General features: G+C 52.1%; 28 protein-coding genes and 2 pseudogenes. 28 read left to right on the forward strand and 2 right to left on the reverse strand.

From position 1 onward, the window contains the following. The 8 genes from JCM13995_RS05320 to JCM13995_RS05350 form a co-directional block, all read left to right on the forward strand. A partial coding sequence (locus tag JCM13995_RS05320) for a hypothetical protein (protein ID WP_054663266.1) occupies positions 1 to 322 on the forward strand: 322 nt, incomplete at its 5' end. Positions 323 to 880: 558 nt separating this feature from the next. Continuing rightward, positions 881 to 1,138 carry a hypothetical protein gene (locus JCM13995_RS05325; RefSeq protein ID WP_054663269.1) on the forward strand — a complete coding sequence of 86 codons (258 nt, stop codon included), beginning with the start codon at positions 881 to 883 and terminating at the stop codon, positions 1,136 to 1,138. A gap of 123 nt (positions 1,139 to 1,261) precedes the next feature. After that, positions 1,262 to 1,468: a hypothetical protein gene (locus tag JCM13995_RS05330; protein ID WP_054663272.1), complete on the forward strand. Its 207-nt coding sequence runs from the start codon at positions 1,262 to 1,264 to the stop codon at positions 1,466 to 1,468. Positions 1,469 to 1,534: 66 nt separating this feature from the next. Continuing rightward, positions 1,535 to 1,657, forward strand: a complete 123-nt coding sequence (locus JCM13995_RS16780; RefSeq protein ID WP_255533295.1) for a hypothetical protein — start codon at positions 1,535 to 1,537, stop codon at positions 1,655 to 1,657. Between the two features lie 63 nt (positions 1,658 to 1,720). Then, complete coding sequence (locus tag JCM13995_RS05335; protein ID WP_054663275.1) at positions 1,721 to 2,725, forward strand: hypothetical protein; 1,005 nt, start codon at positions 1,721 to 1,723, stop codon at positions 2,723 to 2,725. 155 nt (positions 2,726 to 2,880) lie between these two features. Further along, positions 2,881 to 3,405 (forward strand): thioester domain-containing protein, encoded by a 525-nt coding sequence (locus JCM13995_RS14910; protein WP_054663278.1) that lies wholly within the window; start codon positions 2,881 to 2,883, stop codon positions 3,403 to 3,405. 140 nt (positions 3,406 to 3,545) lie between these two features. Further along, positions 3,546 to 5,975, forward strand: a complete 2,430-nt coding sequence (locus tag JCM13995_RS05345; protein WP_054663282.1) for a VaFE repeat-containing surface-anchored protein — start codon at positions 3,546 to 3,548, stop codon at positions 5,973 to 5,975. A gap of 3 nt (positions 5,976 to 5,978) precedes the next feature. Beyond that, entirely contained in the window at positions 5,979 to 6,743 is a 765-nt protein-coding gene (locus JCM13995_RS05350) for a sortase domain-containing protein (RefSeq protein ID WP_054663286.1), read from the forward strand. 142 nt (positions 6,744 to 6,885) lie between these two features. Here JCM13995_RS05350 and JCM13995_RS15770 read toward each other — a convergent pair whose 3' ends face one another. Continuing rightward, entirely contained in the window at positions 6,886 to 7,059 is a 174-nt protein-coding gene (locus JCM13995_RS15770; protein ID WP_225350734.1) for a type II toxin-antitoxin system mRNA interferase toxin, RelE/StbE family, read from the reverse strand. A 117-nt stretch (positions 7,060 to 7,176) separates the two neighbouring features. Further along, positions 7,177 to 7,473: a type II toxin-antitoxin system RelB/DinJ family antitoxin gene (locus JCM13995_RS05360; RefSeq protein WP_054663289.1), complete on the reverse strand. Its 297-nt coding sequence runs from the start codon at positions 7,471 to 7,473 to the stop codon at positions 7,177 to 7,179. A 248-nt stretch (positions 7,474 to 7,721) separates the two neighbouring features. On the opposite strand from JCM13995_RS05360, the gene JCM13995_RS13725 reads away from it, so the two are divergent. The 20 genes and pseudogenes from JCM13995_RS13725 to JCM13995_RS05460 all read left to right on the forward strand — a co-directional run bounded on the left by JCM13995_RS13725 (position 7,722) and on the right by JCM13995_RS05460 (position 22,760). Continuing rightward, the gene (locus JCM13995_RS13725; RefSeq protein ID WP_082397731.1) at positions 7,722 to 8,522 is read left to right on the forward strand and encodes an IS5 family transposase; all 801 of its coding nucleotides are present in this window, start codon (positions 7,722 to 7,724) and stop codon (positions 8,520 to 8,522) included. 258 nt (positions 8,523 to 8,780) lie between these two features. After that, complete coding sequence (locus tag JCM13995_RS05370; protein WP_054663292.1) at positions 8,781 to 9,008, forward strand: type II toxin-antitoxin system RelB/DinJ family antitoxin; 228 nt, start codon at positions 8,781 to 8,783, stop codon at positions 9,006 to 9,008. A gap of 249 nt (positions 9,009 to 9,257) precedes the next feature. Then, entirely contained in the window at positions 9,258 to 9,581 is a 324-nt protein-coding gene (locus tag JCM13995_RS05375; protein ID WP_054663295.1) for a hypothetical protein, read from the forward strand. After that, the gene (locus tag JCM13995_RS05380) at positions 9,581 to 9,811 is read left to right on the forward strand and encodes a hypothetical protein (RefSeq protein ID WP_054663298.1); all 231 of its coding nucleotides are present in this window, start codon (positions 9,581 to 9,583) and stop codon (positions 9,809 to 9,811) included. Before JCM13995_RS05375 ends, JCM13995_RS05380 begins: the two co-directional genes overlap by 1 nt. Before the next feature lie 14 nt (positions 9,812 to 9,825). Next, the gene (locus tag JCM13995_RS05385) at positions 9,826 to 10,029 is read left to right on the forward strand and encodes a hypothetical protein (RefSeq protein WP_054663302.1); all 204 of its coding nucleotides are present in this window, start codon (positions 9,826 to 9,828) and stop codon (positions 10,027 to 10,029) included. A gap of 234 nt (positions 10,030 to 10,263) precedes the next feature. Continuing rightward, positions 10,264 to 10,713 carry a hypothetical protein gene (locus tag JCM13995_RS05395; RefSeq protein WP_054663305.1) on the forward strand — a complete coding sequence of 150 codons (450 nt, stop codon included), beginning with the start codon at positions 10,264 to 10,266 and terminating at the stop codon, positions 10,711 to 10,713. 61 nt (positions 10,714 to 10,774) lie between these two features. Next, a complete protein-coding gene (locus JCM13995_RS05400) occupies positions 10,775 to 11,569 on the forward strand; it encodes a hypothetical protein (RefSeq protein WP_054663308.1) in 795 nt (264 codons plus the stop codon). A 5-nt stretch (positions 11,570 to 11,574) separates the two neighbouring features. Then, positions 11,575 to 12,576 (forward strand): annotated as a pseudogene (locus tag JCM13995_RS18170) (immunoglobulin-like domain-containing protein); the annotation flags it as partial. 93 nt (positions 12,577 to 12,669) lie between these two features. Next, positions 12,670 to 13,076: pseudogene (locus JCM13995_RS14350) on the forward strand (immunoglobulin-like domain-containing protein); the annotation flags it as partial. A 2-nt stretch (positions 13,077 to 13,078) separates the two neighbouring features. Further along, the gene (locus JCM13995_RS05415) at positions 13,079 to 13,576 is read left to right on the forward strand and encodes a single-stranded DNA-binding protein (protein ID WP_054663317.1); all 498 of its coding nucleotides are present in this window, start codon (positions 13,079 to 13,081) and stop codon (positions 13,574 to 13,576) included. Positions 13,577 to 13,587: 11 nt separating this feature from the next. Then, entirely contained in the window at positions 13,588 to 13,845 is a 258-nt protein-coding gene (locus JCM13995_RS05420; protein WP_054663320.1) for a hypothetical protein, read from the forward strand. Further along, complete coding sequence (locus JCM13995_RS05425; protein ID WP_054663324.1) at positions 13,845 to 14,933, forward strand: ArdC-like ssDNA-binding domain-containing protein; 1,089 nt, start codon at positions 13,845 to 13,847, stop codon at positions 14,931 to 14,933. Before JCM13995_RS05420 ends, JCM13995_RS05425 begins: the two co-directional genes overlap by 1 nt. A 100-nt stretch (positions 14,934 to 15,033) precedes the next feature. Beyond that, on the forward strand, positions 15,034 to 15,528 hold the full coding sequence (locus JCM13995_RS05430) for a hypothetical protein (RefSeq protein WP_054663328.1): 495 nt from the start codon (positions 15,034 to 15,036) through the stop codon (positions 15,526 to 15,528). 9 nt (positions 15,529 to 15,537) lie between these two features. Further along, positions 15,538 to 17,118 (forward strand): type IV secretory system conjugative DNA transfer family protein, encoded by a 1,581-nt coding sequence (locus JCM13995_RS16785; protein WP_263849575.1) that lies wholly within the window; start codon positions 15,538 to 15,540, stop codon positions 17,116 to 17,118. After that, the gene (locus tag JCM13995_RS16790; RefSeq protein ID WP_263849576.1) at positions 17,048 to 18,064 is read left to right on the forward strand and encodes a TraM recognition domain-containing protein; all 1,017 of its coding nucleotides are present in this window, start codon (positions 17,048 to 17,050) and stop codon (positions 18,062 to 18,064) included. The genes JCM13995_RS16785 and JCM13995_RS16790 overlap by 71 nt, the downstream gene beginning before the upstream one ends. Continuing rightward, complete coding sequence (locus JCM13995_RS05440; protein WP_054663331.1) at positions 18,057 to 18,464, forward strand: DUF8208 domain-containing protein; 408 nt, start codon at positions 18,057 to 18,059, stop codon at positions 18,462 to 18,464. Before JCM13995_RS16790 ends, JCM13995_RS05440 begins: the two co-directional genes overlap by 8 nt. Further along, positions 18,412 to 19,950: a pLS20_p028 family conjugation system transmembrane protein gene (locus tag JCM13995_RS05445; protein WP_156314338.1), complete on the forward strand. Its 1,539-nt coding sequence runs from the start codon at positions 18,412 to 18,414 to the stop codon at positions 19,948 to 19,950. The genes JCM13995_RS05440 and JCM13995_RS05445 overlap by 53 nt, the downstream gene beginning before the upstream one ends. 6 nt (positions 19,951 to 19,956) lie before the next feature. Further along, on the forward strand, positions 19,957 to 20,286 hold the full coding sequence (locus JCM13995_RS05450) for a DUF5592 family protein (protein WP_125706245.1): 330 nt from the start codon (positions 19,957 to 19,959) through the stop codon (positions 20,284 to 20,286). Next, a complete protein-coding gene (locus JCM13995_RS05455; RefSeq protein ID WP_054663338.1) occupies positions 20,276 to 20,866 on the forward strand; it encodes a hypothetical protein in 591 nt (196 codons plus the stop codon). The genes JCM13995_RS05450 and JCM13995_RS05455 overlap by 11 nt, the downstream gene beginning before the upstream one ends. Continuing rightward, positions 20,853 to 22,760: a VirB4 family type IV secretion system protein gene (locus JCM13995_RS05460; protein WP_054663340.1), complete on the forward strand. Its 1,908-nt coding sequence runs from the start codon at positions 20,853 to 20,855 to the stop codon at positions 22,758 to 22,760. Before JCM13995_RS05455 ends, JCM13995_RS05460 begins: the two co-directional genes overlap by 14 nt. Positions 22,761 to 22,762 lie beyond the last annotated feature (2 nt).

Consider the following 22,762-nt stretch of genomic DNA (forward strand, 5'->3'; position numbering starts at 1 on the left):
TAACCTCCCTTTTTTTTCGTACCTATCGCAATTTACTCGGTTGCAATTTTTGCATGAAGCAAGAGTAGGAGTGGGGAAGATGGGAAGATACGTCGCCATTGACGAACTGGTGCATAGCGCAGCTGCTATCCGCACCTGGGATCACCGCTATTTCATCAATCTGGGTGACGGTCGCTTATACGATCGTTTCCAGGGCCAGCACGTGCTCCTGGAACGTGTCTATCCCAGTATCCGCACCGTGTATAACTCGCAGCATCGTGCCATCGCGCACCGGAAACATCCGCGCGACAAACTGACGACGATACCGCCAGGCGCAATCTAATCTAGCAACATCGTGTGCGAAATATGCGTGCGCTTAACAAGCACACCACCTCTATGACGCGTTGAACTAGTGGCACCGTCCGCTATCCGCAGGCGCGCTGGTCCTTTGACAACTGAATACCTTTATCCCTGCCCGCTTCTGGTCACTCTTACTGCGGGACACTCAGCCGGGGACAGATTCGCGTGAGATCCACGCAGACTACAAGAAGACGTGACCCAGATTCAAAACGAGCCACCTCACTAGTCGCTTAGGCGGCAAGGTACTTGATGGGCGCTGGCATTATCAGCGTTGCACTTAATCGCTAGACGGCGAATGCCATTGCGAGGACATGAAAAGGCGGGAAAGGTCGTAGGGGCGCACGCCAAAAGCCCCTTGTCGTGCAGCATAGCTGCTAAGGTCAGTCCGACTCAGGGCCTAAAGCCGGATGAAATGCTGAAGTCAAAAACCAAATAATATGTACTCTAAAAATTAAACAGAAGTAGCAAAAACCGTTAAACCCTACGTGTTAAGCGTAGGCATATTTCACACGCAAAATCATGTATCACAGGAGGTAGGCCAATGCGACAGACAGAACGTGTACAATTAGTGGCGAGCCAACTCACCGACTTTCTAAAGCAGCACTCAGGCAGCGCAACCTATCAGGATTACGCCCAGTATCGGCATGCTATTGGGAAGCCAATCACCGCCGCCGAAGTTGGCATTTTGAGCAACATAACCCGCTTGGCCACAGGGGTGACAAGAGTCTACAAGAAGCATGACAACCGCGTTGATACATTCTGGATTCTGGATAGGAATCCAGAAGCGGTACATGTGTAAGTTACTACTTTGGCGGCTTACACGACAGCACAGTGTTCTGGAACCCTTTCGTCTCTCGACAAGACGATCCTCCAAAGTCAGGACAGTGTGTTGCCTTGTAAGCCGCTAAGGAGGACGAGGAATATGCTCAAAGAACAAGAAAAGCAAATATTTGACGGCCTTGGGCGGCCAATCAAGACGCTGGCCAAGGGCGTTCGCTACAAGATGATTGACCATGGTTATTACACAACGGCTTTGAAACCTGGTGAAACAGATGCAGTCAGGCCGGTGCTTCCTAGAGAGGAGCAACGGTATCTGGATGCAAAGCTGAAGCTCAAAAAGACGCAATAGAGAAGAGCGCCTGGCTGATTGGATAGGCTGTTGGATAAATCACGAGGATACGGGGGAGAGAGAAAAATGAAAAAGACAACAATCACGGCGGGTAGCCTGATTCTACTGACAGCACTGACGCTTGCGGGCTGCGGATCAAAACCCGCAGCTAAGACGAGCACCAAGGACACCACAACTGTTGCAGTTTAGACTCTAGCAAAGGACGTTCAAGGCCTCTTCAGCAGCAAGAAGTATGAGCTGCCAAGCAAAAAGGTGACCAAAGCCAAGATTACTGCTGCGGGCAAGCAGTACAAGAAGGTCTACAAGCTGCGTGGCGATCTGACCAAGGCGCAAAAGAAGACGCTGCGTGTCAGCAAGTCTCGCATTGCGGCGATTAAGCAGATGGTCGCCGTCAACACGGAGATCAAGGCTGTGCTCAAGGACAAGCGCGTGATTAAGGATCTTACTTACTCAGACGATGCGCTCCAACAGACTCTAACCGGTCTGAAGTCGAAGTACGCGAAGTTTGTCAGTCAGAAGCAAGATGACGCCACTCTGATTCATAACGAAGTGGCGGCCATTGCCAAGGTGAAGTCCAGCACCACCGGTGACCCAGACCAGGCGAAGATAGACGCCGCTAAGACAGCGGTCGATGCAATCCCGGTTGCCGCCTTCAAGGCTTTTTGGTCACCAAAGATTCCAACCATTGAGAACGGAAAGCTGGTTGCTAAGGAAAGTCTGACCGCTGGCACCGATAAGGTCTCGGCAACGGTGACACAGGAGACTAGCGCCGCTGCTAAGAGCAGCAGTGCATCTGCACCGGCAGCTTCTTCCAGTGCAAAAGCCAGCCAGGCAGCAAAGACGACTACTAAGTCAACGCAAGCTACTACGACCAAGCCTTCCACACCAGCAGCTAGCGCAAGCCACAGCACAACCACTAGCCGCCCGACCACAACGACGCCTTCTCACTCCACTACGACGACAACCAAGCCGTCTACTGGTTCTTCTACTGGCACGAGCCACACCACAACGCCTAGCAAGCCATCGTCCTCTAGCTCAAGCACCAAGCCAACTGAGCCAGTCAAGAAGCCGCACGTCCTAGAGCCAGGAGAATACATCGGCAACGGTGGCCTCTTATCTTCAATGAGCGCGGCCATGGCGGCTATGAATAAGGCATTGGATGACGCCGCTGACGCTGGACAAGGGCGGCAAGCACATGCTTTCAGCGTCTCATATCAAGACGGAACAACCTTCTACTCTTGGGAATGGTCAGACTAAGTTAATTCGATAGTGTAATGCACAGCGACTCATACAAAATGGGCCGCTTTTTTTTGTGCTCAAAATTAAGGAGATGAGATCTATGACCAGTATCCGCGCACCGGCAGATATACGATTTGTTGCTACTAAATCTATTTTGAGAGGAGATTCCAAACATGAACAAACAGACTAAGAGCCATTTGTGGCGCGGTCTCATTGCAGCTCTAGGCTTAATGCTTGGTCTATTGTTCGCGTTGAATGCTGTTCAGGCGAGTACAGTAAGTGCCGCGTCGGTAACGATGGAGCACGGGGGCCATGGGACTAAATCAACGTGGGTGAAGCCAGGCGGTGGCACATTTAAGGAGGGTGGGACACCCACGCTCCATCTAAACTCGGCGAGCGGGCCGGTGGTATTTTGTATCGATCCGGGGCAAGGCGTTGTAGCCGATGGAGAAGGGTACACGGGTACAGGTTACAAAACCTATCAGGACTCTTCGGCTGCCAAGCAAATGATTTCTGCAATCGCGTACTATGGCTACCAGAAACAAAAGAGCGTCAATAACTACATCATGACGCAATGGATGATCTGGGAGGAACTTGGCTACAAGCTCCAGAGTGTTCAAGCCGGGCCCGTGTCAAAAGCGACCTACAATGCTTTCAAGGCAAAAGTGAATGGCAGATTTCTCCATTCACCGGCGTAACGTCGTTCAACAACACCACGGTAACTGTTAAGGCCGGCCAATCGGTCACCGTCACCGATTCCACTGGCCGTTTTGCTAACTACGGTGCCACTACGTACAAAAATACGACTGGCACTACCGTTACCAAGAACGGTAATTCTATGACCATTACTGCGAGCGCTTCCTCAAACGAGTCGGGCAACATTCAGTTTGTTCCGCAGATTGACGCTAACTATCAAGGCACTCCACTGATTGCGTCCCACGCAACACGCCAGGACGTTATTCGACCATTGATTGACCCGGTCAGCAACCGGACAGTTATCAACGTTAAGGTTGAAAAGAACGTCAACGTCGTTTTGCAGAAGTACGACATTTCGACTGACTTTGGCAATAATGATCCGCTGGCAGGCGTAACCTTCCACTTCACCAAGGATGGCAAGGACTACGGCGACTTCACCACGGATGCCAAGGGCCAGATCGACCTCAACAAGAACATCTCTGAAATGACTGGCAACTGGACTTACCAAGAAACAAAAACTGTTGATGGGTTCAAGCTCGATTCTACCGTCAAGAAGTTCAGCATTGCCGCTACTGATGCTGGCAAGACTATTAACCTGACCGCCACCAACGAACGTGTCCCTGAAGAGTTTCACACGACCGTGACCTCCGAGGATGGTACGCACATCCAAGAACCGCACAAGCAGGTGACGATCACTGATCGCGTATTCTACGCCAATGCCGTACCTGGCAAGGAGTACACGGTTGTTGGCAAGCTGATGGATAAGGCGACTGGCGACGCGCTCCTTGACGACAACGGCAAGGTTGTCACCAAGACCATGACCTTTGTTGCCAAGACCGCGACTGGCTACGTTGATATGCCGTTCACGTTTGATGCAGCGCTGCTGGCGGGTAAGACCGCCGTTGCGTTTGAATCACTCTCCCGCAACGGCCGCGAAGTGGCTGTTCACAACGACATCAACGACGTACCACAAACCATCACCTTCTCCACGCCAAAGATTGGCACCACCGCCACTGACGTAGATGGCTCTCATGACGTTCTGTCAGATGGCGACCTGGTGATCAACGACGTTGTGACTTACCACGATCTGATTGTTGGTAAGACCTACAACATCAAGGGCCAACTGATGGACAAGGCGACCGGCAAGGTTGTCTTGGACGCCAAGGGTAACCCAATTACCGCTGAGAAGACGTTCGTTGCCGACAAGGCTGACGGTTCGGTTACCATGACCTACACAGTCGATGCTTCTAAGGCAATGGGCAAAGAATTTGTTGTCTTTGAAAACCTCTACCGTGACAACTACCTGGTTGTTAGCCACGCTGACATCAACGACGAAGGCCAAACCGTCAAAGTGGTAACCCCTGTGGTTCACACGACGGCGACCTCTGATGAAGGCGACAAGCAAGTAATGCCTGAAGAAGACGTCACCATCAAGGATGCTGTTGCGTACAGCGACCTGGTTGTCGGCAAGCACTACTCCGTGACCGGCTACCTGCACTACACCGACGGCTCCTTTGTCCTTGATGCAAAGGGCGAAAAGATTTCCAAGACGGTTTCCTTCACCGCCGAGAAGACCGAAGGCACCATCGACGTGACCTTCACGGTTGATGGCCGCCTGCTGGCGGGCAAGGACGTGGTTGTGTTTGAAAACCTCTACCACAACAACAATCTGATTGCCTTCCACGAAGACGTGAACGACAAGGATCAGACCGTGACCTTCCCTAAGATTGAGCTGCACACGACTGCAACTGACTCTGAAGGCTCCAAGGAAGTTGTCCCAGAAGAAAAGGTAACCGTTAAGGATGCTGTGGCTTACCACGATCTGATCGTTGGCAAGACCTACACCGTGACTGGCTACCTGCACTATACCGACGGCTCTTTCGTTAAGAACGCCGATGGTTCAAAAGTTTCCAAGACCGTGACCTTCAAAGCCGAAAAGGCTGACGGCACGATTGACGTTGAATTTGTCGTTGACGGCCGCGCCTTGGCTGGCAAGGACGTTGTGGCCTTTGAGTACCTCTACCACAACAACAAGTTGATTGCTTCGCACGAAGACATCAACGACAAAGACCAAACCGTTCACTTCCCGAAGATTGAGCTGCACACGACGGCGACCTCTAACGGCAAGAAGACGGTGACTGCTAGCCAGAACATGACCATTAACGACGTTGTTGAGTTTAATGACCTCGTGGTTGGTAAGACCTACACCGTTAAGGGCTACCTGATGGACAAGGCCACTGGCAAGCCGGTTCTGATCAACGGCAAGAAAGTCACTGCTGAAAAGACCTTCAAGGCAACCGCTAAGGACATGAAGGTGACTATGACCTTTACGTTCGATGGCAGCTCCCTGGGCGGCCATGACGTGGTTGCTTTTGAAGACCTTTACCACGATGGCAAGCTGATTGCTAGCCACGCTGACATCAACGACGCGGGCCAAACGGTTCACATCGCACCAGCACCTAAGCTGACCCAGACTGACGACTCCCTGAACGGTGCACTGCTGGCCTTGGTTGTGGTTGCTCTGATCAGTGCTGCGGGTATTGCCTTCTACCTGCTGCGTAAGCGGGCCTAGTCAATGCACAAGCGGCGCTGGCTGGTTGGCTTTCTACTGCTGTTTTTGGTGGTCGGTATCGGCCTCATTGCGTGGCAGCCGCTGCACGAAGTCAACAAGGGACGCCGTGCAAGCACTGAGGGCAAACAGCTCATCAAGGCACTAAAGAAGGGCCAGTCGGTAGAAATTAAGACAACGCCCCAGAGAACGCACATACGGGCCGACACAGCGCTTTCAATTCCATCCGTTGGGATTGACCTGGCAGTCTACAAAACGACCGCAGGGCTTGCGTATGGCGCATATGCGGAGCTTTCAGGGGTAAAGGCGGACACCGCGCCAGGCGATAACAACTATGTCCTAGCCGGGCACTCTAGTTATCTTCACGGTGTGTTGTTCGCAAATCTCTTCCAGCTGACCACCAGCCGGGGCTATGAGCGTCGGGCTGGGGCTGCTTACCGGCCATCGGACTATCAGGGCGGGAAAGGGGCAGGCGGACTGATTCAGGTGTACACAAAGTTAGGCACCTATACGTATCAAGCCGATGTTGCTTATACCGTCAATGGAGATGACGCGTCGATTCTGAGTGATCCACAAGCAGGCTCGGCAAAGCAGATTCACCTTTTCACTTGTCCTCGCACCGGGCACAAACACCCGCCATTTCGATACGTTGTCCAAGGTCACTTAATCAAGGTAACACCAACTAAACTTGGCCTCCAAAAGCACCTTGATACGTCTCTAACGGCATCTGATCCAACCGCGTATCGCGTGGGCACGTTGACAAGTGATTAATTACCACTACCGCCACCGGGATAGCGTTAGCGCCTGCTGACGCTGCCAGGGTTCGACTCTCTGGGGCGGTCTTGCACCAAGATTTTTGAGGAGGTAGTCACTGATGGAAAAATCACAAAAAAAGAGCCCCTTTCAGGGCTTTTCACTTACCGTATAGTTCGTCATGGGAGCCTGTTCGCAGCATAGTCGCGGTCAGGTTATCCTGATCGAGCCTGTACATCAATAGCCAATTCCCACGGGCGCCTTTGACCACGTGTAGTTCGCGGTTTCCTTGCAGATTTCCTGATAACGCATGGTCGGCATATCGGGTCGCCAACGATTCCTTGTTGACACCCTCTAAAATGAGGCAACCACCTGCTTGAGTTCTTTCATTGGATAATGTTTCTTGCCGAGTCGCTTAACATCGCGGTCGAATGCGTTAGTTGTCTTTAGGCTAAACACCGAGCTTCCTCCACATGTCTTCGGCGCTAGCATATTGGTTAAGCCGCTCCGGGTGGTCGGCATCGTCTAGTGCTTCGAGTGTGTCTGCTGGCAGCGCCGTTGGCATGAACGGAAGTTGCCGGTCTTTAACCATCTGGGTTAGCGTCAGTCTAACTACCGTACTGAGGTCAATTCCCATGTCTTCTGCTACCGCGGTCGCCTTCGCCTTCAACTGTGGGTCTAGCCGAATATTGAGCCGTGCCTCTGGTTTTTTTTGGTGTCCATCAAATCCCCTCCTTGTTGAGACCATTGTAACACCATTGGCGCACAAGGGGAACCGTTCGGAACACAAGAACTGATCAAGGGTTGACTATCAACTAGCAAATTGTACGGTAACTGGTAATCTGAACTACGGAATCTTGTTGATTCTGCTGTCATCTGTGGGACTATCGACGTCATCGCGGCGAGCTAAGGTTCGACTCCTTAGAACGTGTTTGGATACTTTGACATTCGATTTGATTTTAGTTAAATTAGATCAAAAACAGGAGTTTTTAATCCATGAAAAGCTTTGCACACCATTATAGTAGCGACATCTCTCGTGAACAATTTGAACTAATCCGGACAGATCTAGAAGGCATACGTAAGCGGACTAAGCCAAGAAAGGTTGATTTATATGATATCTTTTGCGCCCTGCTTTATACCTTGAAAAATGGGTGCGTTTGGCGCGATTTACCCAGCGATTTTCCTAAATGGGAAACCGTCTATTATTACTGGTTACTTTGGACTAAAACGCCATCTCCTGCTGGTATCACTCCTCTGGATAAGGTTTTAAAAAAAATTGTCAGCCAACATCGGTTGGCTCAGAAGCGTTCAGTTTATACATCGTTCATCATTCTAGATGCTCAAAGTGTCAAGAATACCGATCCTGCTGAAAGTAGCGGCTACGATGGTGGTAAAAAGGTGAGTGGGATTAAGCGCCATCTTGCTGTAGATATCAATGGGCTGCCGATGGCAGTCCATGTGACAACCGCCAATGTTTCTGAGCGTGATGGCGCCAATGCGCTACTGGCGTTAAACAAATCACAGTTTGACCTGGTTCAACGAGTAATGGCCGATGGTGGTTATACTGGTAACAACTTTGCTCAATCAGTTCAGGCAATGATTAACGCTGAAGTCATTATTGCTAAACAGAGTGACCTTAGGCACGGTCAAGTGACCCCGCAACGCTGGGTTATCGAACGCAGTTTTAGCTGGCTAGGAAAATATCGGCGCCTCTGGCGCAATTGTGAGCGAAAGCTGAACACCAGTAAGATGATGATTAGCTTAGCCTTCCTGCGAATACTCTTGAAAAGATTCTAAACACGTTCTTAGGATGACCTTGGTAGGCAGCAGCCCCGTTGCCTACCATGCACCAACGATTTTTCATTCTATTCCCTTTTGTACTCCTACCTCTCCCCCAGAGAACAAAGTAGGAGTGCGTTGCTGCCACCGGCTTACCCATTCCTAGAGTAAGGTCAGGGTTCAACTCCCTGGGGCAGTATAAGTTGCTAATCGGCTGATAAAGCAACACCGATAGTATAAAATGCTGTATATGGAAAACGAAAGTAGGGTGAGAACGTGAAGCTGCAAGATGAGACTGCCAGAGTCTTTGCGCGTGTTGATGTCGCTACCAAAGCAGCCGCAGAAGAAGCCTTATCAGAAATGGGCTTCTCAGTGAGCGCTGCTATCACAATCTTTCTGCGTCAAGTTGCAAGGGATAAGAAATTTCCCTTCACGCCAGATACCGGCTACCTGGCTAAGATTGGTTTAGACAACAAAGGCAGGAAGAAGAAACAGAAGAAGTAAGACTACCAAGCCCTCAATCGAGGGCCTTTGCTGTACTCGGAAAACTAAGCTTCGACTCCTTAGTACAGCTTAGGCAAAGTCTGGCCTGACGCTGACTTTGCCTAATCCCCCAAAATTTTAGTTCTCTACCCGGCCCCTTCTGCCCGAAGGGGCTTTTTGCTGTCGTCGGTGGTCTAATCCAGGGTTCAACTCCCTGGGGCAGCGTCGGCCCGATGGGCCGCAGTCATTTGATAGAAAGGAGGAACGCACATGGAGAAAGGAGTGTATGTTGATGAACGCTTTTTGGCGCGTGAGATTGGCACCAGCGGCAAGGACAAAGAGGGGAACGAGATTCTGTTTGTACGTGTGAAAAAGAGCTTCTTCAGCGCAAACCCGGAAGCCAAGAAGTTGATGGTACCGGGTATTCTGCTCGCGATTGGGCACGTAGCCCCGCAAATTGCACGACCGGCTGGATTCTACCAAAAGCTCGGCTACCTAGCAGCGCTTGAGGTACACCGCATCAGTAAAGCGCCAGATGGGGACTGGCTGATTGAAGGCTACCGAGACACGCATTATCGAAGGGAGTTTGTGTAATGGCTAAAGTCTTGAAATTAGATCCAAGCACGGCATCCGTTGTTGATTGTGGGGCTAATTGGATCAGAGTCACAATTTATAACTCTGGCTTCGGACAGCATATCGAAGCGGGTTATCACGCTGTGCTGAAGACCGGTTGGTGGGCGGATCCCGAACTGCTGGATCTGGGCGAGGTGCAAGAAACGCGTCCTGTTAGCCTCCGCAAGGTTGAACTACTGATTGTGAACTAGAAAGGATTGAGAACATGGCAAATCGTGCTGAACAGAACCAAAACAAACGCCTTGCTACCGCTATTTTGGCAGCCAAGGGAATCAAGATGGAAGACTGGCTCAACGACAAGTATCAGGAAATCATTACGGAGAACACATCGCTATTGATTAAGTCGATGACGGCGCAGAAGAGCCAGCCTACGCGGGAACTAACTCAGGAGGATCGTGAAAATGGATAAAATCTTGCAGGCATTACAATTCTTTGTGACGGCAATCGGGACAGTCTCAGGTGCATACGCAGCCGTGAAATTAGGATTATACGGCTCGCTCACATGACGAAGAATCGCCAAAAAATTGAAGAGGCCAGAGATGGTATGACTAACACCGCAATTGGGTTATTCATTGCCTTGTCGGCTACCGCCATCGTGACTTGGCTGAAAACCATTTAATCACGCTGAAGGAGGTGAGTAGCGATGTATGTGTTGCTGAAGCGCAGCCGCTTTGCCTGGCCTTTCTTTTCCAAGCTCTCCAAGACCCGCCGTTACTCACTGCATGAGGCGGAGAAGACCATCCGAGAGACAAATCGCGCTTGTCTGGATAGCCACAAAAAGCTGGTTGTCGTGATTAGCATTCATGACCAGCCAAACGGTGACCTGCTTTTCCGTGATGCACTAGAGCTTGGAACGGATGCGCCGTATATGAGCAACCTGTTGGCACTGGTTCAGCATACCTTTAAAGAAGTGCTAGATAATGTCTCTTCGGACGATGCCCAGCGATTCATAGCGATGCTTCAGGCAGCTTTGGTCGCGGAGACAACGCCGGGGCCTAATCCAGAATCCGATTGGGATCCTGGTGCAGCGTCAGAGGAAAAGCCTGAATCAGCCGACAAAAAAATCCCCTCAATCAGAGACGGGTCGTTCTGAAGGCGCACCAGAGCAGCGTGAAGCAGCCCACCCATCGCCGGAGGCTGAACCTGACGCTACGTTGGAGGATGATTCCAATGCCGAACCAGAGCCAGTAGAAGAACCGCCTCGCCGTGAACCCGGGCAACCTGAACCGAAGGTAGAACGGGAACGGCGCGCCAGGCGCCGCCTCGCGCAAGGAGACATCATTCGTAAACACAAACGGCTGTTGATTGGACTGGCGGCTGCGCTATTGGCGCTGCTGTGTGTGTTTGGGTCGTACCGGTTCTTTTTCTCATCCAAGGCGGCGCCACAACCCAGTTACCAATCGCTGGTGCGTGGCGAGAAGTATATCCAAGCAGCTCAGGTGTACCCGGAAAAGCGCAGCAATATTGAAGCCGTGGTGGTCACTGATGGGACGACGGCACAATTAGCGAAGTTTCAGGCGAAGTACCCCAGCGCAAACGGTAAGTTTGACCTAGCCTACGCACAGCAAAAGTACCTGGTAGTGATCACTGCTAGCCAGGAAGCAGCGATGACCAGGGTTCGTAAGTCTAAGTTGGCCGTGGCCTATATAAAGACCAAACAGTATGAGCAGGCGGAGATTCTTAACCAGGATCTGAATGACCAGGACTTGCAAAGTCTGATTGCGATAGGCTACATCCAGACTGGAAAGTTCGATCAAGCGAAGCAAATCAATGCTGAGTTGAAGAACAAGACCATAGACCAGGCCATCCAAACCGGGGAAACCTACCAAAAGGCGGTTGAGCACTATCAATCTATTGCAAATGATAAAACCAAGAGTGCTGCTGAAAGAGCGCAGGCAAAAGCTAGCGCTGCTTCATTTCAACATCAACTCGAAACTTTAGGAGAGTGACAAGAATGGCACAGGAACCAGAACAAGAGAAGAAGGGCAGCCGCAAGATTCTTGCGGCTGTTTTAATTTCAGCCGCCGTGCTTGGTGGTGGTGGCTACGGTATCTATCAGGCGGTGGCGGGGCCAGCGCAGCAGACCGAAAAGACAGCGAAGCCTGCAACAAAGAAGAAGCAGGATACCGTGAAGTCAGTGATCAAGGAGGCCGCTGGCAGCGACTCGCAAAGCAACAAGGACGATAGCGCCAAGTCTGTTATCCAGGACGCGTTCCCGACACTCTTGGAGAACGATGAGGGCAATGGCGTGGCCGGAGTCCTGCTCGACAATGGCGTGCAGAAGCTAGCAGACAACCTCAACTCTGATCAGACCAAGGGCCTTGTGGCACTGGCAACGGATGCCACCAAGCCAACACCAGAACCGATTGAGCCAGCAACACCGGAGGTGCTTCCTGGTGGAGACAGCGGCACGTCTGGCAATCAGCCTGGGACACTTCCTGGTGATGGCGGACAGACCGGCGGGGGCACTGATGGTGGAGGCTCAGATTCTGGTGTAACCACACCTGACCAGGCACCATCCATCAGCGCACCGGCGACGATGACGGTGCACAAGGGTCAGGAATCAGTCAATTTCCGGCTCGGCGTGACGGCAAGTGACCCAGAAGATGGCGATCTGACAAACGCGATTGGCTATACAACCACGCTTGATAAGAACACGCCAGGCACCTATACCGTTACCTACTCAGTAACGGATAGCGAGGGGCACACCGTATCAGTGACGCGTGAGATTACAGTAATCAACGACAAGCCTTCTATCGTGTTTCTGAATGACAATCCGGTTGAGGTGGGTACAACCTTCGACGCCTTGAAAGACGTTCACGCTGCCGACTTCCAAGACGGCGATGTGACGGGCAAGGTTACTGCTGAAGGTAAGGTTGATACAACGACTCCTGGTCAGTATGAACTGACCTATTTTGTTACCGATAGTGACGGGCAGACGGTCACCAAGCAACGCACAGTCACGGTTTACGCTGACAAGCCAGTCATTGACACTACCGACCAGAACACGAGCATCGCAATCAACACTAACTTCGATGCCCTTCAGGGTGTCAAAGCAACCAGCAAGTATGGCGAATCTGCCTCAAGGTAGACGGAAGCGTCGATACCAGCAAGCCTGGCGAAAATAAGCTGACCTACACGGCGACCGATAAGTTCGGGCAGACGACGACCAAGACTGTGACGATTAACGTCACGGCCGACAAGCCGAGCTTGGATGTTGCTAAGGTGCAAACGACGCTCAAGGTCGGTGATCAGTTTGATGCCCTGGTTAACGTAACCACAACCAGCCCTTACGGTGAGGCAAGGGTTACCGTTGATGGTTCCGTTGATACGGCTGTGGCAGGTGACTACAAGTTGACCTACACAGCGACTGACAAGTTTGGACAGACCACAACTAAAGAAGTCACGGTTACTGTGGCAGCTGATGACAGCGCGGATGTAACCGAGGAGGAATAGCAATGACTAAGATGATGAATGACATGACCGTTATGGGTCGTGTAATGCCGGAGACGCGAAGTAATGATAGCAACGGCCGTACCTACGTGAACGGGTACCTCTCCAATGAACGCAGTTTTGACACTGGGCGTAGCGAGACGAACAAAGTTCCATTCACCCTTTCTGGTGAGGCGGCCACCCGCTTCCTTGACGAAGTAGAGCCAGGTGCCGTGATTGTGGTTAATGGCTATTTCCAAAGCAGTGAGTTCAAGCGCGATGATGGCAGCCAGGCGGTTTCCTACCGCCTAAGGGGCTATGACTTCTACCGGGTCTACCAGCCAGGCGAGGTCGCTAAGCCGCTGCAGCAGGCCATCCAGCCGGAATTTGAACGCGCACCTGAGGCTCCGGCCCAGCCAGCACCACAGCCGCAGCCTAAGCCCGTAGCGCCGCAACCAGAACCGTCAGCGGCCCCAACTCAGCAACCGACGCCACAAGCACAGTCGCCGTACCAGGGTTGGTAGAGGAGGCTGCTATGAATAACGATTTAATCATGTTGGTTTCGGTAGATGGGCAGAAGGTGGTTGGTGAGGATGTTGCCACCGGTGAGCCTTTGACGATTACTGTGACGCCAGAGCGGGCCGAAGTCTTAAAGGCGATCATGGCCGAAGCGGGCACCGAGGAGGGCATTGATTACCGGGAGGTTGGCCGCGAGGTGCAATCCGATTCGGTAGAACCAGAAAGCCCCGCCTACCTGACGAGAGAAGGCTTTATGACGGAGGTGGTCGAGTAATGGCCGCTAAACGGGCATATACGCCAAAGACCCCGGAACAGATCAAAGCAGAAGTTGCCAAAGTCGTAAAAGACGCCTTGCCGAAGATCAAGTTGCAGTCAAGTAGCCCGGAAGAGCGCAAGGCGTTTTTGGATTTCATGGCCACCGGGTATCACTATTCACCTCGAAACGTGGCGCTGATTCGATCCCAGTTTCAACAGGCCGGGCTGGTCGGTTCCTTCAAGTTCTGGAAGGATAAAGGTTTTTCAGTGCAGAAGGGCGAACACGCGCTCAAAATTCTGGTGCCGCACGACTTGAAGCTCTACCGCGATCCTAGTTCCAAGCAGTATTTGAGCTTTACGAAGCTAAGCAAAGAATTACAGGCGCGGGTGAAGACTGACCCTGATGCACTCAAGACCATAACGAGCCGGTTTTACAACCTGGGGAACGTCTTTGATGTGTTGCAGACCAACGCACAGCCAGAAGATTACCCTGACCTGTACCCGAACCGGCCATTTGATCTTGATAATCCGAACCCCGAAGGGACCAAGAAGGCGGTCGAAACACTCAAAGTGGTCGCCATGCAGGAAGGAATCCGGGTGACTAGTCCCGAGACGACGGAGTTTCCGTCCTACCAGTTAGGGGCTGCCAAAGGGGCAACAATCAACGTCGATGGCAAAGCCAAAGAGATTGTGATGAAGAACAATCTCGGTGATCCCGAATATGCGGCCACTTTAATCCACGAGCTGGCTCACGCAAAGATGCACAATGCAGATCATGCGGGAGCATCAAAGTTCTGGGCGTTAAAGGATACCAAGTCAAATAAGTACCGCGACATTATGGAGTTCCAGGCCGAAATGACCAGCTATGTTGTGAGCAAGTCGCTGGGCATTGACACAAGTGAAGAAGCGATGCCCTACATTGCCTCCTGGACAGAGAACCTAAAGACGATAGAAGGGAACGAGGAGCAGCAGCAAGCCGCCATCATGGGCGACGTGCAGCGCGTTTCAAAAGACTTGATTGAGTCTATCCAGGATGGGCTGGCACCGCAGCAGGCCAAGGACGCAGGCAAGCAAATTGCTAAGCCGAAGCAATTAGCACGAAGTTAGGAGTTGAGGACATGAAGCAGTCAAAACAATCGCGGCACTATCGAATGAGGCGTTCCAGCGGCGCTTAAACGACAGCATTCTTGATCTGGAGCGCGCTGGAATGCCGGTCGTTGGGATTCAGACCAACCAGGGGGTGTGGATTAAGCAAGGCACCATCCTGTTTGAGGACAATTTGTCTGAAGAGCAGCGACAGCTGCGGTATGAGATGACCCACAGCAAGCTAGCCACTTGGTTCAACCTAGTCGTTGATCTCCTGCTTCTAGGCGCAACAAGTTGGCTTGCACTGAAGCTGTTGGTCACTCCGCAGATCCAAGTCGCTGTACTAATCATCTTTGGGTTGTTGGCTGCTGGCATGACCCTAATTGAGTTGCTCAATGCGGCACTGGGCCTCTCCATGCGAGGGCTTGGGGCCTTTACGCTAGCGGTGGTGGTGGCTTACAAACTGCTGGTTGGCTATGTGCTTTCTACTGTTCCCGCCGCCTGGTCACTGGTTCTTGCGGTCACTTGTGTCTCCGCAGTAGCCATCGGCGGAAAGCCAATATTTGACAGAATCCAGCTCTGGTGGCAGCACGTCGCGGTCGATCGAAGGGGGTGAAACGACGAAATGAATATTGACTATAAACAATGGAAAAGCCTTTTGTCGCGGCGTGATGTAATCACCGGTACAGGGGCTTTTCTGCTTCTAATCTCATGGTGTCTGGGGTGCTTGGCAAGCCACTTGCTTGAGTACCTATTTAGTAGTTTTCAAGCCACTCTGGCAAGTTTCAACCAGGGTAAAACGATCACAAGCGCGTCAGGAATCGGCGCCGTGTTTGCACCGTTGAATTGGTTCCTACCGTCAACAAGCGGTCTATTCTGGCTCGTTACGGTTGTTGTGCTGTTTGTGTGGCTGGTGAAGGTGCCAAAGCTGCTTTACCAAATGCGTATTGCCTACCGTGATCTTAACCTTGGCTCAATGGGCACCGCTGCCTTTACACCGTTATCTGATCTTGTGGAGCAGAGTGTGGCGGTACCGCTCGACGGCTCCATCTATGATGGGTACTCCGGCGTGCCGCAAGTGCACGTGACGCCGGAGGCTGCCGAAAAACTCAACCTGCATGTCACCTCTTCCCGTGGCCCTCGCCAGAAGAAAGCGTTCGATGCGGTTGTTGCTAGACGAGAGAAGAGGCAAGGGCGACGCACAATCGGGCCCGTCCCGAAGAACGGATATGACCTGATTGACACGAACAAGACTAACGCGGCCGTTGTCGCGGGTACCCAGTCAGGTAAGACCCAGACCTTTACATACCCGGTGCTGGACTTGATTATGCGCGCAGCAAAGCAAGATTCGGTCATTGTCACCGACCTGAAAGGCGATATGGTCAAGAATACGAAGGCTGCCTTTGAGCAGCACGGCTATGATGTTCGCGTGTTCAACCTGGTTACGCCCGAGTACTCCATTGGCTACAATCCGTTGGCGCTGATTTGGGAAGCCTACGACAAGGGTGATTATGATGAGGCTCAGCTTCTGTGTAATACGCTGAGCTATTCCCTGTTTCACAATCCTAATGCTAAGGATCCAATGTGGGAGGAGGCATCTATCGCGCTCACCAACGCATTGATCCTGGCAGTGTGCAGAGTCTGCAAGATCAAGAACACACCGGAGCGCGTCACGATGTACACCGTGTCAGTCATGCTAAACGAGTTAGGGTCAAACCCTGACGAGAACGGCGACACGAAGATGGATATGTTCTTCAGCCAGCTGGAAGTCAATGACCCCGCAAAGCTGCAATACGGGACGATCACCTTTTCGCAAGGTATCACACGGGCCGGGATTTACACCGGAACCATGGCCAAGCTCAAAAACTATACGTTTAGTGCAATCGGCAAGTTGACCGCGACCAATGATCTTCATCTCGCGGATATTGCCAACGGCAACAAGCCGGTCGCGTTGTTCATTGTCTATCCTGACTATGACGATTCCAACTACTCACTGATTTCAACGCTGATCAGCCAGATTTCCTACGTCTTGTCAAAGGCTGCCACGCTGTCTGAGACGTCTAGTTTGAAGCGGCGCGTCAAGTTTGTCCTAGAAGAAGTGGCTAATATCCCGACGATAGAAGCTGAGCCGCTATATGAACGTTGGCCTGCAACGTGGTCTCATTTACTACCTGGTCTTCCAATCTATCGCGCAGCTCAAGGATAAGTACGGTGATCGCGGTGCCGAGGCGCTGTTGTCGGCGTGCGGGAATAAGTACGACATCCTGGCCGATGGGAAAGAAGACGCAGAATACTTCTCGCGGTTGCTTGGTAAAAAGACCATTATCGTACCTAATCGGGCTGGCGATCCCATGAGCATGGATAAGTCATACAGCGAGTCTGAACAGGCTCGCGATTTGATGACCCCTGAGGAGCTGAGCCAGCTCAAAGAAGGGGAGTGGGTGTTGATCCGTGGGAAGCAGCGGCGGGCCCTTGATGGTACGCAGATTAGCGCAAAGCCAATCTACGCCAATCAGGCTGACCAGGATCACATGCTCTTTCAGTATCAGTACCTGAAGGATTTTGATCACCCGCAGACCTTTGAAGAACTCAACGGTGACAAGCTGGCATCACATGCGGGCACCAAACTCGATGGGTTGACCATCTCGCAGAATGAATTTGCAGAGACCGCAACCACGACTTTAGACCAAGCGGAGCGCTTAAAGAACGAGCCAGATCAGTTTGAGGTGCACAGCAGCGACAACGTTCATTCGTCCTATCAGAAAGACAGCAGTGGGAACGTCACAGTCACTGAGAGTCGTACCGAGGCTGCTAAAGCAGCGGCTGAGACACGTCAGAAGGAAAAGGAAGATCCTGTTGCTGATCTCCACGAGGACGACAAGCCGCTGACACAGAACGTTAGCGACTTCGTGAGTGAGGATAGCAGATTTATCGAAGTGGCCTTGACAGAGGCCCAATTAAAAATGGTTCATGACCAGACTGAGCAGTGGCTCGACAGCGATGAGAATGCGGCGTTCTGGCGTGGCAATACCATGAGCCAGGCACAGGCGTATCTGGCTGGCCACCGCGAGGATAAGCCTGAGTTGTATAAGGCGCTGCGGATGATGTTCAAGTTGGCGCAGTTTGAGAAGAAGGAGGGAGCTCATGGGTGATCAACAAATCATTCAGATTCTACGGGCATACAGTGACTATTTGCATGTCTCCAACATGGTCAGTGACGGCCTGCGGTACATTGGCAATGTGATCATTCTGGGACTCGCCACTTTGACAAATGTAGTTAGCAGCAGTTTTCGCCAAATGTACAAGCTGCTCAACTTCTGGGAGTACAGCGGGGTCAAGAATTTTCTTAAAACCTACAATGCAGCAATCTGGGCGCTCGCCGCGGTGGCAATCGCCTGGGCAGGCCTCATGTTCATTCACAATAAGCGCGTTGACTACCAAGAAAAAGGCAACAATTTTCTGGTTGCGGTTCTCCTGTTCTTTGGAACGACCTTTTTTTATGACTCAGGCCACAGGGCTAGTCAACAGCGGGATTGCTGGAAACTCCGTTGACTCGCCGGTGGTGGTATCACTGTACAAAAGCTACATTACCGATGTGTACTCACTGGACAAGGCGGGGTGGAAGCATTCCGGTACGACAGCGACGTTGCCTAGCGTTGCGAAGCGTAACGCCATTAGTGATATGGGCGATGTGAAGCTCCTAAACATCAACGAAAAGGTTGATACCGGGCACTGGTACGGCGGTTCTCAGGTCAGCTCTGACGGGAACAGCATCCTGACTCACCAGGTCTCGAAGAACTCAGATGGAACCTGGGAGCTGCACAACATGACCGGCATGTTTAAGCTCGATGATCATTACTACCGCTACTCCTGGTCGCCGTGGTACTTATTCTTCAGCATTATCTGCGTGCTGCTGGTGACCATCATTACTATTTTCAAAGTCGTCAAGATTGAGATGGAGATAGGCTTCATTGGCTTACTCACTCAAGGAATCGCCCTGACTGACATAGACTCTGGCAAGCGCAATCGGCAGTTAATCACGAAGCTGCGTGACAGTTTCGTCGTACTGTTCCTGCTAGACGTCCTAATTCAGTTCTACGGACTGTTTCTGGGGTATATCAATCAAGCGGGTCTAACGCCGGGAACCAAGATTTTAGCCATGATTGGGGCCGCGCTGTTCATTATCGACGGGCCGAACATCATTCAGGCAATCTTTGGCATCGACGCGGGCGTTGCGTCGATGGCACAGACCATGACCAACGTGATGTTCGCGAGTCGTGGCCTGGGTACGTTGGGACGCGGTGCTGGGCATCTTGCTAAAGGTGTCGCCAAGACGGCTGGAAACGTCGCCAAGGGCGGTTTGGTGGCCGGTGCCGGTCTTGCTGGCGCGGGTATGGGGCTGCTATCCAAGCCTAATCTACCGGCCTCACCACTTGCGGCTGCACCTGGTACCGGCAAAGCGTCGGGGCCAGAAGTGACCGGTGAAGTACCTGGAATGCCTGCGGGCGACACAGAGAGCGCGCCTAATCTTTCAGAAGGCGGGGGAGCACCTGGCACTCAACCCGCAGCTGTTCCGAATGGAAAGCAGTTAGGAGCAGTACCGTTCCACCCGCCGTTGGCCAACGGTAAGAGGATTTCGACTAAGACGGGGCTGCCGACAGGGATTGCGCAGCAACGCCTACAAGCGCAAAAGAGTGGTGCTGGCAAGGCCCCCGCTTTACCGGAGAGTAGCACTAAACACCAGGTGCCAAAAGTGATCGCTTCTTCGATGCCTGGCGTGACTGGGGCTCAAGCGCGAGGCGCGATGGCGGCCTTGCAGCGTGATCAACCGCAAGCTGCGACGCAGCAAACGCTTGGCCAGCGTGCTCAAGCAAAGCTGATGACGTCGCCAACGGTGCAAACCATGCACCGGGTCTATCGCCAAGGCGAAAACCAAGGCGCGCTGATCCGTGAAGCGAACCAAGAGGTCAAACGTCACCCAGTTGGTCATGCGTTGGATGACGCACCGCACCAGCCAAATATGGAAGAAAGGGAGTAAATGTGTATGTACCATCAAGTTCAGTTCTCAAAGAAGATCAACATTAAGAACCAGTACAGCAGCCACCTCACAATTACCGACTTCTTCGTGATTCTTGCTGCGGCTGGGGTTCCATGGCTGGCCTTCTCGCATCTCTTTCCTGCGGTGCTTCAGCTACTTCCGGCGGTGTTAGGGGCGGGAATCTCGTATATCCTAGTTTCGCCGTCAGGGATTCCAGAGAAGAAAACCTACCAGGTCATCTGGCAGGTATTGCGTAAGCCGCGCCGGGTCTACCACAGTATTGATAACCCGCGGTGGCGTCTACTATTTAGAGAGGGGGAGAAACATGGCCTTTGATGCTGTATCTGTTCGCAAGCAAAAGCAAGACAAACAGTCAGCTGCGATTGCAGATAAAAAGACGAAGGTGACGGCGATATTCCCCGTTACCGGTATTACGGAGAAAGGGTATCTCACCCTACACGCCGGTATTTCAGACTATTATGCGGAGGTGTTCAAGCCTAAGAAATATGACCTAGATCGCGTGACGCTTGAAGAGGCTGATCAGATTGAGGCCGGATCCTGGGAGTTTATGCGCCAATATTCTGCTTCGGTGAAAGAGGTCTTCCTCAACTTCCCGGAATCCAACAAGACTCAGCAGCATTACTTTCGGCATCTGATTGAGACCACGCGAGACCCGTTCCGCTTGGAGATGCTGCAAAGAGAATTGCTCAACATGCAGTATCTCGAAAGTCACTATCGCAAGCTCTCAAGCTGGATCTGGGTATTTGGTGATACCGTGCCAGAACTTGAGCGACACATTGAATCAGCCTTGCAGTACAGCAGCATCTACGGTTTTGAACCGACAACCACGGTAGAGAAGCAGACCATGCTGCACTTAATGAATAATCCGGGGGTGATTGCACATGAAGAAGAATAAAGGACTGGATGACTCGTTTGTTTACCGCATTCAGCCGCAAGGGGGCATAGACACCCGCAATGAATACTACACGCGTCTAGGAAACGTCTACCTGGCCTGCGTACACGTGTATGAAATCCCCGACACGTTCACTGACTTTTGGCTGAAGGAGATTACCAGCATTGCCGGGGTTACCATCACGGTGGACTATTTCACCAATCAAAACCTCAACTACAAGAAGCGCATTGAGGGTTCAGTAACTGAGCTTGAGGTGCAGCGCTCCCATGCCAATACGACAACGGAACGCGACTTGATTGACCAGGAGCTAGACCCATTGCGTGACCTGAGCATTGCGCTCAACAAGCAAGGTGAGGTGATCAAGCAGGTGCATATTAGGGTCTACGTCTACGCTAGCAGTCTTGAAGAATTGAATACCAAGGTCAACCGAGTGATCGGGCGACTCGACAGCAGCGCCTATCAGGGCGCTGTTTTTTTGGACGAGAATGCGGACGAGTACCAGTCGATGTTTCTGCCGATGACGGCGCAGCGTCAGCTCCCCAGTCGCCGCGAAGGGCTCCCATTGAGCGGCCAGGTAATGGGGTTAGGGTTTGCCCACAACCAAACTAGCCTGGACGATCCGTATGGGTCGTACTTTGGCTATACGCCTACTGGCGGCACCGTGTACTGGGATATGTTCCGAGTCAGCCAGCAGCGGACGTACTACAACACGTTCCTGAGTGGCGACTTGGGCTCAGGCAAATCGACGTCGATCAAAAAGATGCTTTGGGAGCGGGCAATCCGCGGGGATATGGTGCGTGTCTTTGACCGCTCTGGTGAGTTTGCTGACCTGGTTCACCGCTTCCGTGGTACTGTGATCAACCTGGACGGGAGCCAGGGCAGAATCAACATGTTTCAGGTTTATCCTACCGCTGTTGATGAAAAGACCGCTGACGTGGACGTGACGGCTTCCTACCGGGCCCATATTGGCAACCTCTCAATCAAGTACCGACTGGTTGACAGTGATGCGGACGCGCGAACAGCAAGCGTGTTTGGTACACTGTGCGATCAATACTACAAGTCCAACGGGTACCTGGATAAAGGGGCTAAGCCGATTACTAGCTTAGCCAGCGAGGACTATCCGACGTTGAGCGATATTGTCGCCTACATTGAGGAGCGCCGCCGTGATGAGCCAGACGATCAAATGTCTAAGTATTACAACACCATTCTATTGACGCTTCGCCGCCTGGCGACGATGTATGGCCAGCTCTTTGATGGGTATTCGTCGCTGCCGCCCCTGCAAGATGTCCAGCTGGTCTCGTATCAGCTGGATACGATTGACCAGATGGAAGAAGGAATCCAAGACCTGGCTATCTACAACGCCATCATGGACTCGTACAACAACTGTATGGCAGTGGGCCGCCGCGAGAAGAAGGCCTACGATCACCGCGAAAAGACACTGGAGGACGTTCAGCACTGGCTGATTATCGTCGATGAATGCCACACGATCTTGAACACTGATAAGGCATTTGCGGCCGACTTCTTCGTTAAGCTGATGTCTGAAGACCGCAAGATGTTCGGCGCGATTGTGCTAGCAACGCAGCGTCTTGAGCGTATGTTTCCAAACGGCAGCAATGTCTCTGATCGGGATATGGTCAAGGCGGTCAACTCCCTCAATCAGATCTATTCCCTATGCCAATACAAGGTACTTTTGAAGCACGACGTTTCCACCATTCAGACTGCAAAGAATCCTGGGATTCTACGCCGTCTGTTCGGTGGCATTATGACCGAGCAAGACTTCGCGACGATTCCAAATTTTGATAAAGGGGAATGCTATCTGCTGACCGGGCCAAGCAAGCTGCACATGCAGTTCCAGGTCACAGATGATGAACTGCGGGTATTTGCAGGGGGTGCTTGATT

This window comes from Lacticaseibacillus camelliae DSM 22697 = JCM 13995 (genome assembly GCF_001311195.1).
Lineage (GTDB): Bacteria > Bacillota > Bacilli > Lactobacillales > Lactobacillaceae > Lacticaseibacillus > Lacticaseibacillus camelliae.